The organism is Conyzicola nivalis (genome assembly GCF_014639655.1).
GTDB classification, from domain to species: Bacteria; Actinomycetota; Actinomycetes; order Actinomycetales; family Microbacteriaceae; genus Conyzicola; species Conyzicola nivalis.
The window spans coordinates 1,785,497-1,800,028 of the sequence record NZ_BMGB01000001.1 but is presented as its reverse complement, the minus strand read 5'-3'; the positions used below and the strand labels follow the sequence as shown (position 1 = coordinate 1,800,028).

General features: G+C 66.2%; 13 protein-coding genes. 6 read left to right on the top strand and 7 right to left on the bottom strand.

Annotated elements, in window-relative coordinates:
* Positions 1-30 precede the first annotated feature (30 nt).
* The 6 genes from IEV96_RS08930 to IEV96_RS08905 form a co-directional block, all read right to left on the bottom strand.
* A complete protein-coding gene (locus IEV96_RS08930; protein WP_188510275.1) occupies positions 31-885 on the bottom strand; it encodes a glycosyltransferase family 2 protein in 855 nt (284 codons plus the stop codon).
* Positions 882-2,717 carry a hypothetical protein gene (locus IEV96_RS08925; RefSeq protein WP_188510274.1) on the bottom strand — a complete coding sequence of 612 codons (1,836 nt, stop codon included), beginning with the start codon at positions 2,715-2,717 and terminating at the stop codon, positions 882-884. The genes IEV96_RS08930 and IEV96_RS08925 overlap by 4 nt, the downstream gene beginning before the upstream one ends.
* A 7-nt stretch (positions 2,718-2,724) precedes the next feature.
* Positions 2,725-3,906, bottom strand: coding sequence for a glycosyltransferase family 4 protein (locus tag IEV96_RS08920; protein ID WP_229733170.1), 1,182 nt, complete (start codon positions 3,904-3,906; stop codon positions 2,725-2,727).
* 2 nt (positions 3,907-3,908) lie between these two features.
* Positions 3,909-4,871 (bottom strand): GDP-mannose 4,6-dehydratase, encoded by a 963-nt coding sequence (locus tag IEV96_RS08915; RefSeq protein WP_188510273.1) that lies wholly within the window; start codon positions 4,869-4,871, stop codon positions 3,909-3,911.
* A gap of 8 nt (positions 4,872-4,879) precedes the next feature.
* Positions 4,880-5,863 (bottom strand): GDP-mannose 4,6-dehydratase, encoded by a 984-nt coding sequence (locus IEV96_RS08910; RefSeq protein ID WP_188510272.1) that lies wholly within the window; start codon positions 5,861-5,863, stop codon positions 4,880-4,882.
* Positions 5,864-5,965: 102 nt separating this feature from the next.
* Positions 5,966-6,445 (bottom strand): GtrA family protein, encoded by a 480-nt coding sequence (locus IEV96_RS08905; protein ID WP_188510271.1) that lies wholly within the window; start codon positions 6,443-6,445, stop codon positions 5,966-5,968.
* Positions 6,446-6,466: 21 nt separating this feature from the next.
* Between IEV96_RS08905 and IEV96_RS08900 the strand changes: the two genes are divergently transcribed.
* The 5 genes from IEV96_RS08900 to IEV96_RS08880 are packed head-to-tail and all read left to right on the top strand — an operon-like array spanning position 6,467 to position 12,184.
* Entirely contained in the window at positions 6,467-7,204 is a 738-nt protein-coding gene (locus IEV96_RS08900) for a polyprenol monophosphomannose synthase (protein WP_188510270.1), read from the top strand.
* Between the two features lie 31 nt (positions 7,205-7,235).
* Complete coding sequence (locus tag IEV96_RS08895) at positions 7,236-8,900, top strand: hypothetical protein (protein ID WP_188510269.1); 1,665 nt, start codon at positions 7,236-7,238, stop codon at positions 8,898-8,900.
* A 47-nt stretch (positions 8,901-8,947) separates the two neighbouring features.
* On the top strand, positions 8,948-9,262 hold the full coding sequence (locus IEV96_RS08890; RefSeq protein ID WP_188510268.1) for a hypothetical protein: 315 nt from the start codon (positions 8,948-8,950) through the stop codon (positions 9,260-9,262).
* The gene (locus tag IEV96_RS08885; RefSeq protein WP_188510267.1) at positions 9,255-10,754 is read left to right on the top strand and encodes a glycosyltransferase; all 1,500 of its coding nucleotides are present in this window, start codon (positions 9,255-9,257) and stop codon (positions 10,752-10,754) included. Before IEV96_RS08890 ends, IEV96_RS08885 begins: the two co-directional genes overlap by 8 nt.
* A complete protein-coding gene (locus tag IEV96_RS08880; protein ID WP_188510266.1) occupies positions 10,751-12,184 on the top strand; it encodes a glycosyltransferase in 1,434 nt (477 codons plus the stop codon). The genes IEV96_RS08885 and IEV96_RS08880 overlap by 4 nt, the downstream gene beginning before the upstream one ends.
* Before the next feature lie 89 nt (positions 12,185-12,273).
* Here the strand turns inward: IEV96_RS08880 and IEV96_RS08875 are convergent, their stop codons facing one another.
* Positions 12,274-13,101, bottom strand: a complete 828-nt coding sequence (locus tag IEV96_RS08875; RefSeq protein WP_229733166.1) for an ABC transporter permease — start codon at positions 13,099-13,101, stop codon at positions 12,274-12,276.
* A 206-nt stretch (positions 13,102-13,307) separates the two neighbouring features.
* Here IEV96_RS08875 and IEV96_RS08870 point away from each other — a divergent pair, with 206 nt between their 5' ends.
* A complete protein-coding gene (locus tag IEV96_RS08870; protein ID WP_188510264.1) occupies positions 13,308-14,516 on the top strand; it encodes an ABC transporter ATP-binding protein in 1,209 nt (402 codons plus the stop codon).
* Positions 14,517-14,532 lie beyond the last annotated feature (16 nt).

The following is a 14,532-nucleotide window of genomic DNA, read 5'->3' as shown; positions in this document are numbered from 1 at the left end:
TCGCCACCACTTTCGCCGGATCGGCGCGCCTCAGCGGCGGGTAATCGAGGCGCGCAGGCGCAGGCCGACGCGCAGCGCGAGGCGCAACGGCCCCAAGTACCAGCCGGTGTAGCGTGCCGCGAGGTACTTGTATGCGCTCTCGTGGTGCACCCGGATCATGGCCCGGTTGACGCGGTCGGTGGAGTGTCCGCCGACGTGCATCAGCTCGGCCGACGGGGCGTAGACGATGCGCCAGCCCGCGCGACCGATACGGGCACAGAGGTCGACGTCTTCGAAGTACATGAAGAATTTGTCGTCGAAGCCGCCCACCTGTTCGAAGGCCTCGCGTCGCACCAGCAGGCACGCGCCGGAGAGCCATCCGGCGTCTCGCTCGCGCGGCGGGTTCTCGCGGTCGGCGAGGTAGGAACGCGTCCAAGGGTTGCTCTTCCAGACCTGGCCGAAGATCGCGTGCCCGATGCCGTGCCGTAGCGACGGCAGCCGGCGCGCAGACGGGTACACCTCGCCGGACGGCGTGTGGATGAGCGGGCCGACGGCCCCGATGCGCGGGTCTGACCCGCCGACGCGCACGAGCTCGTCGATCGCGCCGGGGGAAAGCGTGAGGTCGGGGTTGCTGAGCAGCAGCCACTCCGAGTCGGCCGTGCGCGTGACCCCGAGGTTCATCGCCTTGCCGTAACCGAGGTTGTCGCCCGGATCCACCACGGTGACGCCGGGGAGGGTGGCGGCGATCGCGGGAAGGGCAGGGTCGTCGCCCGCGTTGTTGACGAGAACGGATGCCACGGGTGCGGCACTCGCGCCCGTCACCGACGCGAAGAAGCCGGGCAGGTAGTCACCCGAGTAGTACGACACGGTGACGAGGGAGACCGCGGCGCGGTGCGGCGCGGTCATCTGGCGTCCACCGTGAACAAGAGGTACCGGTGGTCGTCGTCTGCCGAAACGATCGCCGGGTCATCCGGATCCGCCACCGTCGCCACGAGGTCGCGCCAGGCCGACTGGTCGTCGGGGTAGGCCGCGAGGTCGACCTCGACGGCGCAGGCACCTGAGTCGGCGACCTTTGCCGCGAACTGGGCGGGGGTGGTGACGTTCTCCCAGTAGTCACCCGCGATCGAGCCGACGATGGCGCCGTAGCTCCAGCGCAGCGAGTTGTCGGTCGCGAGGGTGTACGGCAGCGATTGGTTGTAGTCGGACATGCCCCCGACCGGTCCGGACGCCGGGTAGGCGTGCAGCGGGAGCTGCACGACGCCGCAGTTGTCGTCGAGCAGTTGTTCGGCATCGGAGACGAAGGATCGCAGGCTCGCATCGTCGGTGGGCTGCAGGTCGATAGCGGTGCGCACACCGACGAGCTGGTCGACGACGGCGATGACCGCGAGGAAAGCGATGACGGGGATGGCGATCTTCAGGGGCTTGAGGACCTGATCGATGAATACGGCGAAGAAGCCGAGCGCGAGCATCACGAGCACGATCGACATGCGCACCCAGGCGCGGATTTCTGGACTCACCACGAACGAGAAGATCGCCCCGAGTCCGGAGACGGTGAAGAACAGCAAGCCCCAGAAGAATGCGGCGGCGAAAACGTTGGCGCGGTCGTCCTTGATGAACCTGCCAAGGGCGGTGGGGGATTCACCGGTGCGGGTGTGCACGAGGCGCACCAGCACGAAGATCACGATGAGGATCATGCCGCCGGCCGCGACGATGGGGGACCCGGGTGGCTCGGCGAAGATCGAGACGTCCGATCCGCCGATGTACACGCGGGTGATATTGCCGAGGGCGGTGAACCCCGAGCCGATCCAGGGCAGGATCAGCGTCGTGATCTTGCCCGCGTGGATCTCCGATTCGAATGCCGAGCGTTCGCCGAAGTACTGCGCGTAGCGGTCGCCGAAGTCGAGCGAGAGGATCGCGAGCTGCACGCCGACGAAGAGCAGCAGGCTCGCGAGGGTGACGAACGGCCAGAGCAGCGTGCGCAGCCTCTCACGTTCGGCGAGCACGATCACGGCGCGTACGGCGAGCAGCGGGGTGAGGATGAGGGCGGCGAAGACGAAGTAGTACGACAGCGAGAGCGAGACCAGCAGGGTGATCGTCACGATCGGCAGCCAGCGTCTCCAGGCGCGCATCGCCCGCGATTCACCGCTCTGCACCCAACCCTCGAACGGGTTGGTCTTCGGGCTGGCCGACATGAGGATCAGGATGCCGACGAGCGCGACAGCCCAGTAGTTCGCCACGAAGCCGTGCCCGAAGCCGATGCGCTGGAAATGGAAGGGCGCGAGCGCGAAAACGAGCGCGAAGAAGACGGCGATGAACCGGCGCACCCGCAGCGCCTTGAACAGGAAGTACCCGGCGAAGGCCACCGTGAAGAAGCCGAGCAGGTGGTAGACGTTGAGGATCAGTACACCGTTGTCGGTGAACAGGCTCTCGAACATCATAAAAACGGCGGAGGCGGGATCGTAATTCGGCGCGAAGAACAGGTTCTGGTAGGTCGGGAAACCCATGCGGTCGTTGGGCCCGAGCAGCGGCACGTCCGTGATCGCCTTGGCGACGAGGTAGTGCTGGGTCTGGTCGTCGGCGATATTCGTCTGCCAGCGCATGCCGAGGGTCGTCACGTTGATGCCGAGGGTGACGGCGCCGGCGATGAGGCTCACGATTCCGGTGGCCGTCGCCCAGACGAGTTCACGCAGGACCTTGCGCCACGGCGCGAAGGCGGCGATTGCCGATGTAACCCTCATGGGATGGTCAGACCTTTCCGTTGGTCACGCGTGCGAACACGGCCTGGTGAGTTTTCGCGCTCTCGCGCCAGGAGAACCGCTTCGAGCGCTCGATTCCCCGTGTTGCCAGCCGCTCACGCAGCACGGGGTCTGACACCAGGGCGCGCAGACCGTCGGAAATCGAGGAGGAGTCCGGCTCCGAGTATGCCACGGCGTCGCCGCCCACCTCGGGAAGCGCGAGACGCCGCGTCGTGAGCACAGGGGCTCCGCACGCCATCGCCTCGAGCACCGGCAGGCCGAAGCCTTCGCCGAGGCTCGGGTAGCTCACGACGGTCGCCCCACCGAGGAATCCGCGCATGATCTCGAGGTCGATGAACCCGAGCACATGAACACTCGCGGGCGGCGCGGTGCGTGCGACCTCCGCGTCGAGGCCGGTCTCCCAACCGCGACCGCCGGCGATGGCGAGAGCGGGAACGGGCCCCCAGTCCGACTGCCAGTCCGCGACGAGCTCGCGGTACGCGGCGACGAGCGACGGCACGTTCTTGCGTGGCTCGACCGTTCCGAGGAATGCGATCCAGGGCGCGCCGTCGAGCCCGAGGGTGGTCGCTGCGACCTCGACCTCCGCCCGTGTCGGCTCGTGGAAGCGGGCGCGGTCGACACCGTGGTACGCGACGTCGAATCGCGGGACGTCGCGGGGGATGTACCGCGCGAGCTCGCTCGCCGTGGCGATGCTCGGCACGACGACGGCGTCGGCGAGCCGCGATGACAGCCTGATCCAGGCCCGGAAGAAACGGCCCTTGGTCGGGGTGTGCACCCCCGGATCGCTGAAGAAGGTCGCATCGTGGAAGGTGACGACGCGCTTTTTCCGGCTCAGCACGGGCAGCGTGTAGTGCGGGGAGAAGATCACGGATACGCCGGACCTGCGGGCGAGGCGGGGAAGCGACAGCTGCTCCCAGAGCAGGCGTCGGGCGACGGATTGGATGCGCGGATGCTGCGGAAGCACCGTGGCCGACGGTGCGAGCTCCCGATAATGCACCGCGTCGCGCGCCTGGCAGGCGATCACGAACGGACCGTCGAGCTGGGCGACGAGCTCGTCGAGGTAGCGGCCGACTCCGCCGCGGTCGGCGGGAATCGCGGTCGCATCGACCAACACCCCGGCGGGGCGCGCTTCGACGGACGCCGCGGCGCGCGCGGCTCGGGAGGATGCCACGGTCAGGAGGAGAGCAGCTCGAGGTCGTGGTTGACCATGGCGCTCACGATCTCGTCGAAACGCTTGGTCGGCTTCCAGCCGAGGGTCTCGCGGATCTTCGTGCTGTCGCCGCGCATGAGTGGAGCATCGACGGGCCGGTTGAAACGCTCGTCCACCGCGACGAGGTGCTGCCAGTCGGTGATCCCGGCGGCGGTGAACGCGGCGCCCACGAATTCGCGCACGGTGTGCGATTCGCCCGTGGCGATGACGAAATCGTCCGCGACATCCGCCTCGACGATGCGCACGAGGGCGTCCACGTAGTCGGGGGCCCAGCCCCAGTCCCGCTGTGCGTCGAGGTTGCCGAGGAGCAATTCGCTCGACGTGCCGGCGGCGATCTGGGCGACTCCCGCGGTGATCTTGCGGGTCACGAACGCCTCGGGGCGACGCGGAGACTCGTGGTTGTAGAGGATCCCGGTGGCCGCGAACAGGCCACGCGAGCGGTAGACGCCGACCAGGTGGTGCGCGTAGGCCTTGGCCGCGCCGTAGGGGGAGACCGGATGAATCGGAGTCGACTCGTTCTGCGGAACCTCGACGGCGGCCCCGAAGATCTCGGAACTCGACGCCTGCACGAACCGCACCGGCTTTCCCGAGCTCTCCTGCAGGGTCCAAGCAGCCTCGAGCATCGAGCCGACCGCGAGGCCGGTCACGCGCGAGGTGAGTTCCGGCTCTTTCCACGACTGGGCGACCGAACTGATGCCGGCCAGGTTGAACACGTAGTCGGGCGCGGAGTCGACGACGGCTCGTCGCAGGCTTTCGGGGCTGAGCAGGTCACCCTCGTGGAGGGTGACCCACTCTGCGACGGACTGCTCCTGAGCACTGGATTCCGCTCGCACCAGGGCGTGCACGTCGATGCCGCGGGAGTGCAACTGCTCCGCGAGATAGGAACCGTCTTGGCCGGTGATACCGGTAATCAGTGCTGAGGACATCGGTCTGCTTAGCGCAGTTGTGCCTTCTGCTCGGCGATGTCGTTCTCGACCATCATCGTGACGAGCTGCTCGAACTTGACCGTCGGCTCCCAACCGAGGACGTCCTTCGCCTTCGACGGGTCACCGATGAGCAGGTCGACCTCGGCCGGACGCATGAAGGCGGGGTTCTGCTTGACCAGCGGTGCCCAGTCGTCGATGCCGACGGCCTTGAAGGCCACGTCGAGCAGGGTCTCGATCGAGTGAGTCTCTCCGGTGGCGACGACGTAGTCGTCACCCTCGGGCTGCTGCAGCATGCGCCACATGGCGTCGACGTAGTCGCCGGCGAAGCCCCAGTCGCGCTTGGCGTCGAGGTTTCCCAGCGTGATGTCGTCCTGCAGGCCGAGCGAGATGCGGGCGACCGCCTGGCTGACCTTGCGGGTGACGAACTCCGGTCCGCGGCGCGGGGACTCGTGGTTGAAGAGGATGCCGCTCGAGGCGTGCATTCCGTAGGACTCGCGGTAGTTGATCGTCATGTAGTGACCGAAGACCTTCGCGACGCCGTAGGGCGAGCGCGGCCAGAGCAGCGTGCTCTCGCTTTGCGGGACCTGCTGCACCTTGCCGTACATCTCCGAGGAGGAGGCCTGGTAGAACTTGACCTTGTCGATGTCTTTGCCGGCGTAGAGGCGGGTGGCCTCGAGGATGTTCAGCACGCCCTTGCCCGTGACGTCGGAGGTGAGGCTCGCGTTCTCCCACGAGTAAGCCACGAATGAGATGGCGCCGAGGTTGTAGACCTCGTCGGGCTGCGCGACCGAGAAGGCGCGGATCAAGCTCGAGATGTCGGTGAGGTCGCCGGTGAGGATCTTGACCTCGGGGACCGTCGACTGCACGAGGGCGATCTTGGGGTTGTTCTGGCCTCGAACCAGACCGTAGACCTCGTATCCCTTGCCGAGCAGAAGCTCAGCGAGGTAGAGGCCGTCTTGGCCGGTGATTCCTGTAATAAGAGCGCGGGGCATCTGAGTCCTTGGTGTTGTGCGGTTATCCGGTGGAGGGTGCGCGAGCACACGGTCGGTGTCGGTCGCCAGCGATGATTCTAACGTCACTGACGGTGGGAATGGCTATTCCACAGGGTCTGCGGGCTCTGCCTTGGCCGAGGGAACGCGGAAAACGACGAAGCGGTACATGGTGAAATTCCAGACCAGACCGACGAGCACGGCGGTGAATTTCGCCACGTTGATCGCGATGAAGTGGCGCCCCTCGGCGTCGGGCACCAGCAGAAGCGAGTTGCCGAAGCTCGTGGCGAAGAGCAGTTCGAAGAGCCAGATGATGAGGGTCTGAATGCCGAGCGAGCTGATGCCGGTTATGAGGAAGAACTCGAGGAACTTGCGCCAGCTGATCCGGTAGGGATAGCGGAAGACGAAGAAGTGGTTGAGCGCGTAGGAGATGCTGATTCCGAAGAGCACAGAGATCGTGTTCGCCACGAGCACGGGTAAGCCCAATGCTAAGGTCAACACGTTCAAGATCAAGAAGTCCAACGCGGTGTTGAAGCACCCCGCGATCAGAAAACGGACTTGTTGTTTCGCAAGTAGTTTTCTCACGTCTCCGAGGTTTCTTCCGATATGTTACGACTCGCTGTCGTCATCCCTACCTACAATGAGGTCACGAACGTTCAAAACCTAATTGACGCAATCGCGGAAGTTAGTGTCGTGAACTCGGATACCGACATCACTGTAGTGGTGATCGACGACTCATCTCCCGATGGAACCGCGGCCCTCGTGGAGAGCCTCGCGCCAGGCTGGAAGTCCGACAATCTCACGGTGCGCGTCATCAACAAGCCCACGAAGAACGGCCTCGGCGCGGCGTACATCTACGGATTCTCCCAGCTGCAAGACGAGGGCTTCGACTACTTCCTGCAGATGGACGCCGACCTGTCGCACGACCCGCGCTACATCACCGGGTTCATCCACCAGGCCAAGGCGGGAGTCGACTTCGTCGTCGCCTCGCGCTACATCCCCGGCGGCGGAACCCCCGACTGGACCTGGAACCGCCGCTTCCTCAGTCGCGGTGGGAACTTCTACGCGCGGATGGTGCTCAGCCGCCGTGTCTCGGACTACACGGGTGGATTCAACATGTACTCCGCCGCGCTGCTCAAGCGCATCGACGTGCAGTCGATCACCGCCACCGGCTACGGTTTCCTGCTCGTGCTCAAGTACCGCGCGCTGTTGACCGCGACATCGCTGGCCGAGCTGCCGATCGTGTTCCTCGACCGCACCCACGGCACCTCGAAGATCCCGCGCAACACGCTGCTCGCCAACTTCGTCCTCGTTCCGCAGATCAAGCTGCGTCGTGGCCGCTAAGTCCCCAATCGCTCGATCAAAGGCGACGACGGTGCGTCGGCGTCTCGCCGTAGTGGCGTTCGAACTCTGGCCGTTCGTGGTCGTCGTGTTCGGCGGCCTGATCGCGATCGGAAAGCTCGCTCAGTCGGAGTGGGAGGGTACGTTCCTCTACAACGGCGACTCGCTCGTATTGCCGCTCGTCGAAGATTCGATTCTCCGCGGCGAGGCGCTGCACTGGGTGTTCTCGTCGCAGAACTTCCTCTTTCCCGAGGGGCTGTTCTTCTTCCTCAGCACCCTGTTCACCGACTCGCCCCGCGTGGCTCTGTACGTGAACGCGGTTCTCAACCTCGTCGCCCTCTACGCCGTGCTGCGTGTCATCGCCCATCAGCTCGCGCACCACTCCCGGCACCGCTTCGTCGAGATCACGATCGCGCTCGGCGCCACCGTGCTCTACCTCGTCTTCGTGCTGCTCGAGCCGACCGCCTCGGTGAACCGCAGCGGCACTGCGACCACCTATCTGATGACGACCTACTACTACGGCGTCATCATCACGGGGCTTGTGGTTATCTCCCTCACGCTGTGGGTCACCAGGTCGTTCGTCGTCCCCGTCTGGGAGCGTCGGCGCGTGCGCGTCTACTTGGTCGTCGTCACGGTGCTCACGACCCTCGTCGTCTTTTCCGACCCGCTCTACGTCGCCCAGGTGATTGCGCCCTTCCTCGTGGGCCTTCTCGCCCTGATCTGGGCCAGGCGACTCTCATGGCGCAACGCTTCCATCCTGATGATCCCTGCCATCGCCGGAACGGCGATCGCCTTCGTTCTGCGCGAGGTGTTCCGCGACTTCTTCGCCTCCGACCTCGCCTCCTACGTGCAGCCCGACCAGGTTCGTGTCGCGCTCCGTGTCCTCTACGACAGCCTGCTGGAGATGAGCGGGTCGGCCCAAGGCTCCCTGAAGCTCATCATCATCAGCGGCGTGATGCTCCTCACCTTCTCGATCATGGCGTTCGCCATCTACAGCCGGTTCGACGCCAAGGCGGCGCGGAGTATCTCGACCGTCGAGTTCTTCATCGTCACCTTCGTCTCGGTATCGTCGGTCTCCTTGATCGCGGGACACCTGATCACCGGCGCGATCACGACCCGCTACCTCACGCCGCTCTACATCTTCCCGCTGCTCACCGTGGTCTTCGTCGGGGTGTACGTTCTGCGACGGCTGCTCGTCGAGGTCGAGAACGCCGAGCTACGCCGCAACCTGAGCCGGTTCAGCCTCGGTGTCGCCGCGGCCGCGTCGGTCCTGATCGTCGTCGTCGGCGTTATCAACGTGCCGGCCGTCGTGCGTTCCGCGAGCGGCGCGGACTACACCACAGCCGACTGCTTCGATGACTTCGTCGGCGATTCCGACGTCAACGGTGTCGGCTCGTTCTGGACGGTGCGACAGCTCGACCTTTACAGCACCGCGAAAGGCGACATCCTGCAGGCCGACGGCGAGCTGACCGTCTACGACTGGATGAACAACCTCGGCGCCTACGACGACAAGGAGTTTTCCTACGTCGTCACAGACGAGAGCGGCCAACTTCCGCGCGAGGCGGTGGGCGTCCTCGGTGAACCCGCACAGGTGATCGACTGCGCGGGCTACGAGATCTACGACTTCCGAGGCACGCCCGGTGAAGAAATCCTCACCGACCGCATCGCCGAGAGTGCCGACGAGCTGCTCGACAGGTAGGCCGGGCTGCCGCGAGGCCTCCGGGACGGTTCCGGTACGATTGACCAATGCCTGAGACCGAAAAGCGACCCTCGTCGTCACCTGACACTCCGGTCGCCGAGGCGACTCGGGAAGAGCTCCTGCTCCGCCTCGACGAAGCCGAGGCCCGCTCTCTCGACTACTGGCTGGAGGCCGTGACGTCGAGCGTCGCCGGCGCGTCCACCGTCGAAGAACTCAAGGGCACGCTGTCGTGGCGCATCACCCGGCCGCTGCGCGCGGTGCGCATCGTCTACGGCCAGGCCCGCCGCTCCGGACCGCGCGAGGCCGTGAACGTCGTGCGCGTGCGACTCGCGCAGATCCGCCAGGCGCGCAAGCGTGGCTAGCTCGCCCGCCGTCGACGCGGCCGCGAAGGCCCTCCGCCGACGGCTCGTCTCCGCAACCCCGCACATCCTCGGCCCCGGCTTCGTCGCAACCGATCTGCCGGCCCACCGCCTGCTCGCCGCGCTCGCGTCGGCCGTGCGCGCTTCGGGTGACCCCGCCGCACTCTGGCTTCTGCAGACCAGCGTCGCCGGCGTCATGCCCAACCGCGAGCAGTACTTGCGCGTGCGCCGCCTCCTCGAACTCTCCACGGTCGGTTCCGAACACCACGCCCTTCTGGAGGGCTGCGCCGGAATGGCGGCCGGCAACGAGCGGTTCGCCGAGTCGATCACGATCGTCGACGGCACGGTCCTCGCCGATGTCGATTTCTGCGCCCGCCACGGCCATAACACGGGCATCCAGCGGGTCACCCGCGAGACTCTCGGGCGCTGGAACGACGAGCACGAGCTGACTCTCGTCGCGTGGACGGCCAGCGGCCGCATCATGCGCTCGTTGATCGCGGATGAAACGGACCGCGTCGTCAACTGGACCAGCGCACGCCGGCTCGAGCATTCCGTCGAAGCCGACGAGGTGGCCACCGACCTCATCGTGCCGTGGAACAGCGTTCTTGTTCTGCCCGAGGTCTCCCCGCACCGCGTCTGGGACCGGCTCGCCTGTCTCGCCGAGTTCTCGAACAACCGTGTGGCACTGATCGGCTACGACTCGATCCCCGTGACGGGCGCCGACCACGTGGTCGCTTCCGAGGTCGACCGATTTGTGCGCTACCTGTCGGTCGTGAAACACGCCGACCTCGTCGCTGCTATCAGCGGTTCGACGGCCGAGGAGTTCGCCGGGTTTGCCGGGGCGCTACACGCTCAGGGCCTCCCCGGGCCGCTCGTCGAGAGCGTCCCCCTTCCCGTCGCGCTCGCGTCCACCAAGCAGCAGGCCGCCGCCGTCGGGCCTTCCGGCCTCCCCGTCGTACTCTGCGTCGGCACCCAGGAGCCGCGCAAGAACCAGCTGGCCGTGCTCGCGGCGAGCGAGCTGCTGTGGAAGCAGGGCCTCGAGTTCGAGCTGCGATTCATCGGCGGCGCGGCCATGCCCCTAACCATCCCCTTCGACATCGAGGTCGAACGCCTGCAGGCCGACGGCCGTCGGGTGACCGTGGAGCGCACCGCGAGCGACGCGATCCTCGAGGCCGCCTACCGCGACGCGCGCTTCTCGGTGTTCGTCTCGCTGAACGAGGGCTACGGTCTGCCGATCGGCGAATCGCTCGCCGCGGGTACCCCCGTCGTCGCCACCGGCTACGGCAGCATGGCCGAGATCGCCGTCGGCGGCGGGTGCCTCCTCGTCGACCCGCGCGACGACCAGCAGATCTCCGACGCCATGCGCGTGCTGCTCACCGACGATGCGCGGCTCGACGAGCTGCGCGTCGAGGCCCGCGGTCGCACCATGCGCACGTGGGACGACTACGCCGACCACCTGTGGACCTCCGTGAACAAGTGGGAGAAGACCCAGTGACCGTCCAACAGACCGCCATCGCCACCGCCCTCGAACCCTGGGCCGCGAGCGAGCTCGCCCATCCCGACGCCGCGACGGACGGGCTTGTCGCCGCCCTCGACGCCGACCCCTCGCTTCACGCCGTCTGGCTCACTCTAAGCGTGCTAGAGCGGGGCCTGCCCACCGACGCCGAGGTGCGCAGCGCCCACCGCGTGCTCACCGGTCGCGGCGCCGCCGTTCTCGTCGCCCAGCTCGCCACCGACGCGGCATCCGCACGACGACGTCATTCGCGCGTCGACCTGCTCCGCTCGGCCGTTATCGTCGACGTGCGGCACACGGCCGAGACCGATCTGGCCACCGGCATCCAGCGGGTCGCCCGGGAGACCGTGAAGCGCTGGCACGCCGACCACGACATCGTGCTCGTCACGTGGACCGCCGACGGCCGGTCCATGCGTCGCCTGCTTCCCGACGAGCAGGCCACCGCTCTGCACGCCGCCGCTCCCGTACACGGCCCGACGGCCGTCGCCGACGCGGTCATCGTCGTACCCGTCGGCGGCACCTACCTGCTGCCCGAGCTCGCCGCCGAGCCATGGCGAACCGAGCGCGTCGCCGCCCTCGCCGAATACGGAGCGGTCACGAGCGGCGTGATCGGCTTCGACTGCGTGCCGCTCACCACCGCCGAGACCGTCGGGGAGGGCATGCCGGGCGCCTTCGCACGCAACCTCGTGGCGGTATCGCGCATGGACCGTGTCGGCGCCATCTCCGACGCCGCGGCCGAAGAATACTCAGGATGGCGCCGCATGCTGTCGGGTTCGGGAGTGAAGGGGCCGGATGTCGCGAGCGTACTGCTCGCCGCCGAAGCAGGTTCCTCCACCGACGCCGACGCCCGCGAATTCGCCGACCTCGTCGGGCTCGCCGACGACCCGCTCGTGCTCGTCGTCGGCAGTCACGAACCGCGCAAGAACCACCTCGCCGTGCTGCAGGCCGCGGAGCTGGCTTGGCGCGAGGGGCTGGCGTTCCAACTCGTCTTCGTCGGCGGCAACTCGTGGAACAGTTTCGGCTTCACAGACACCCTGGCGGGCTTGAAAAAGGCCGGCCGCAACGTCGCGACGGTGTCGGCGCTACCCGACCGCCTGCTCTGGGCGGCCTACCGGCTTTCGCGGTTCACGATCTTCCCGTCGATCAACGAGGGCTTCGGGCTTCCCGTCGCGGAGTCCCTCGCCTCCGGCACCCCGGTCGTCACGTCGCGGTACGGCAGCATGAACCAGATCGGCCTCGCCGGAGGGACCATCGTCGTCGACCCGCGGGACGACGACGACCTGCTGCGCGGTATGCGCTCGATGATCGCCGACACGCCCCTCTACGAGCGACTGCGCTCCGAGGCATCCGCCTATCGCGTGCGTCCGTGGGACGACTACGCGAGCGACCTCTGGGACTACTTCGTCGACTGACGTCGCTGACGCTCGTCGACTGACGTCGCTGACACAGAGAAACCGCGCGGCACCACAGGGCGCCGCGCGGTTTCGTTCGTTCTGGAGGTCTACAGCTCTTGGGCGAAGTTGCCCTCGAGGCGGGCGAAGACACGCTGCGAGACCCAGAGCAGCGCGATGCTGAGCACGCCGATCACGATGAGGCGGATCGTGAGGTCTTCCGGCCAGATCTGACCCTCGCCCGACACCCACATCGCCTTCTGGAAGCCCATGACCACGAGCGTGATCGGGTTCCACAGGTAGATCTGCTCGAGCCAGTTGCCCTTGAGGGCGTCGTGCACGAGAGCGTAGGAGTAGACGATCGGCGACGCCCAGAACAGCACGAGCAGGAAGACCTCGATGAGGTGCTGGAAGTCGCGCAGGTAGACGGTGATCGACGAGAGCAGGAGTCCGACCGCGAAGCTGAACAACAGCACGACCAGGATCGACAGCGGCAGGTAGATCAGGTCGCCGTGCAGCGGAGGGCGGCCGACCACGATCGTGGCGAGCAGCAGGATCGCGAACTGGACACCGAAGTTGAACAGGGCAGAGCCGACGCTCGACAGCGGGAAGATCTCGCGGGGTAGGTAGACCTTCTTGATCAGTCCCGAGTTGGCGATGATCGAGGTGGTCGAGCTCGAGAGGATCTCGGAGAACAGTGCCCAGATGGTGAGACCGGAGAAGACGAAGATCGCGTACTCGGGAATCTGGCGGTCGGCGCCGAGGATCTTGCCCACGGCCAGGTAGTAGATGAGGAACTGGGTGATGGGGCGAAGCAGGCTCCAGAGCAATCCGAGCGAGCTGTCTTTGTAGCGCGATTTGATCTCACGGCGAACTAACAGGCCGAGCAACTGGCGGTGACTCCAGATCGCGGACACCGAGTAAGCGGTGCCGGCCATCAGACCGCGAGGGGGACCTGCCGTTACGAGCGGTGATTCCGCCTCCGGGCTGTGAAGTGTCATCTGGTGCTGGAAACCCTTCGGGTGGTGCCATTGCCGTTCGCATCGGCAAAGGTGCCAAGTGCCATTCGATTGCAGACTATTCTAGGGGGACGCCAGTGTCCATTCGGTCGGCGTATTCATGGAGATTCCGGAGATCCACTGCGTTGAATGAGTCTGATGTCGCTATCCGCGTCACCGACGTTTCCAAGCGATTCGTCATCCGCAAGGAGAAATCTCTCAAGGAACGCATCGTCAACTTCGGACGCTCGAACCTGCACAAAGACGACTTCCTCGCCCTGAACAAGGTCTCGATCGACATCGAAAAGGGGTCGACGATCGGCCTGATCGGGCCGAACGGTTCGGGCAAGAGCACGCTGCTCAAGACCATCGGCGGGATCATCCAGCCCTCGAGCGGCACCGTGCAGCACCGTGGCCGCGTCGCCGCCCTGCTCGAGCTCGGCGCCGGGTTCCATCCCGACCTCACCGGCCGCGAGAACGTCTACCTGAACTCCGCCATCCTCGGTTTCACCACCAAGGAGACCGACGACAACTTCGCCGAGATTCTCGAGTTTTCCGGCATCGGGCAGTTCATCGACACCCAGGTGAAGTTCTACTCGTCCGGCATGTACGTGCGTCTCGCATTCGCCGTCGCGGTGCACGTCGATCCCGACATCCTCATCGTCGACGAGGTCTTGGCGGTCGGCGACGAGCCGTTCCAGCGCAAGTGCATGGACCGCATCCGCGACCTGCAGCGCCAAGGCAAAACCATCGTCCTCGTCACGCACTCGCTCGACCAGGTGGCCGAGTTCTGCGACCGCGCCATCGTGCTCGAGTCGGGCACCATCGTGTTCGACGGCAAGCCAGGGCCCGCGATCCGCGAGCTGCGCAAGGATTTCGAAGAGATCCGCATCCGCGACGCCGGCGTCGACCTCGATGAGAACGGCGTGGAGCAGACGAACGTCTCGATCTCGCACGTCGCGATCAAGTCGCTCGTCGACGACAGGGAGATCGACATGATCGCCTCGGGCGAGGGTCTCGCCGTCGAGGTCGAGATCGCGCTGCCGTCGCCCACCGACCAGTGGGTCGTGGGCATGGGTATTGAGACGGCCATCGGACAGGTGATCTTCGGTACCAACTCGGAACGTCTCGACAGCGAGCCCGTCACCGCCAACGGTTCGACCGTGTTCCGGTTCGAGCTCGACTCGCTGCCCCTCGGCGACGGCCAGTACTTCGTGCACGCCTCGTACGGCACGCTCAAGGGCGGTGAAGCCTCGCGCATCCCGCAGGCCGCGACGTTCTCGGTGAGCGAAGAGTCCCGCAATGTCGGTGTGATCAGCGCGACAGCCACCGGCCGGATCGTCAAGACCGCCTAGGTCTCACGAGGGTTCG

Excerpts from the sequence above, each read along its gene's own strand:
- IEV96_RS08910 (WP_188510272.1), bottom strand. The coding sequence starts at position 5,863 with ATGCCCCGCGCTCTTATTACAGGAATCACCGGCCAAGACGGCCTCTAC.
- IEV96_RS08915 (WP_188510273.1), bottom strand. The coding sequence starts at position 4,871 with ATGTCCTCAGCACTGATTACCGGTATCACCGGCCAAGACGGTTCCTAT.
- IEV96_RS08925 (WP_188510274.1), bottom strand. The coding sequence starts at position 2,717 with ATGAGGGTTACATCGGCAATCGCCGCCTTCGCGCCGTGGCGCAAGGTC.
- IEV96_RS08875 (WP_229733166.1), bottom strand. The coding sequence starts at position 13,101 with ATGGCCGGCACCGCTTACTCGGTGTCCGCGATCTGGAGTCACCGCCAG.
- IEV96_RS08930 (WP_188510275.1), bottom strand. The coding sequence starts at position 885 with ATGACCGCGCCGCACCGCGCCGCGGTCTCCCTCGTCACCGTGTCGTAC.
- IEV96_RS08890 (WP_188510268.1), top strand. The coding sequence starts at position 8,948 with ATGCCTGAGACCGAAAAGCGACCCTCGTCGTCACCTGACACTCCGGTC.
- IEV96_RS08900 (WP_188510270.1), top strand. The coding sequence starts at position 6,467 with ATGTTACGACTCGCTGTCGTCATCCCTACCTACAATGAGGTCACGAAC.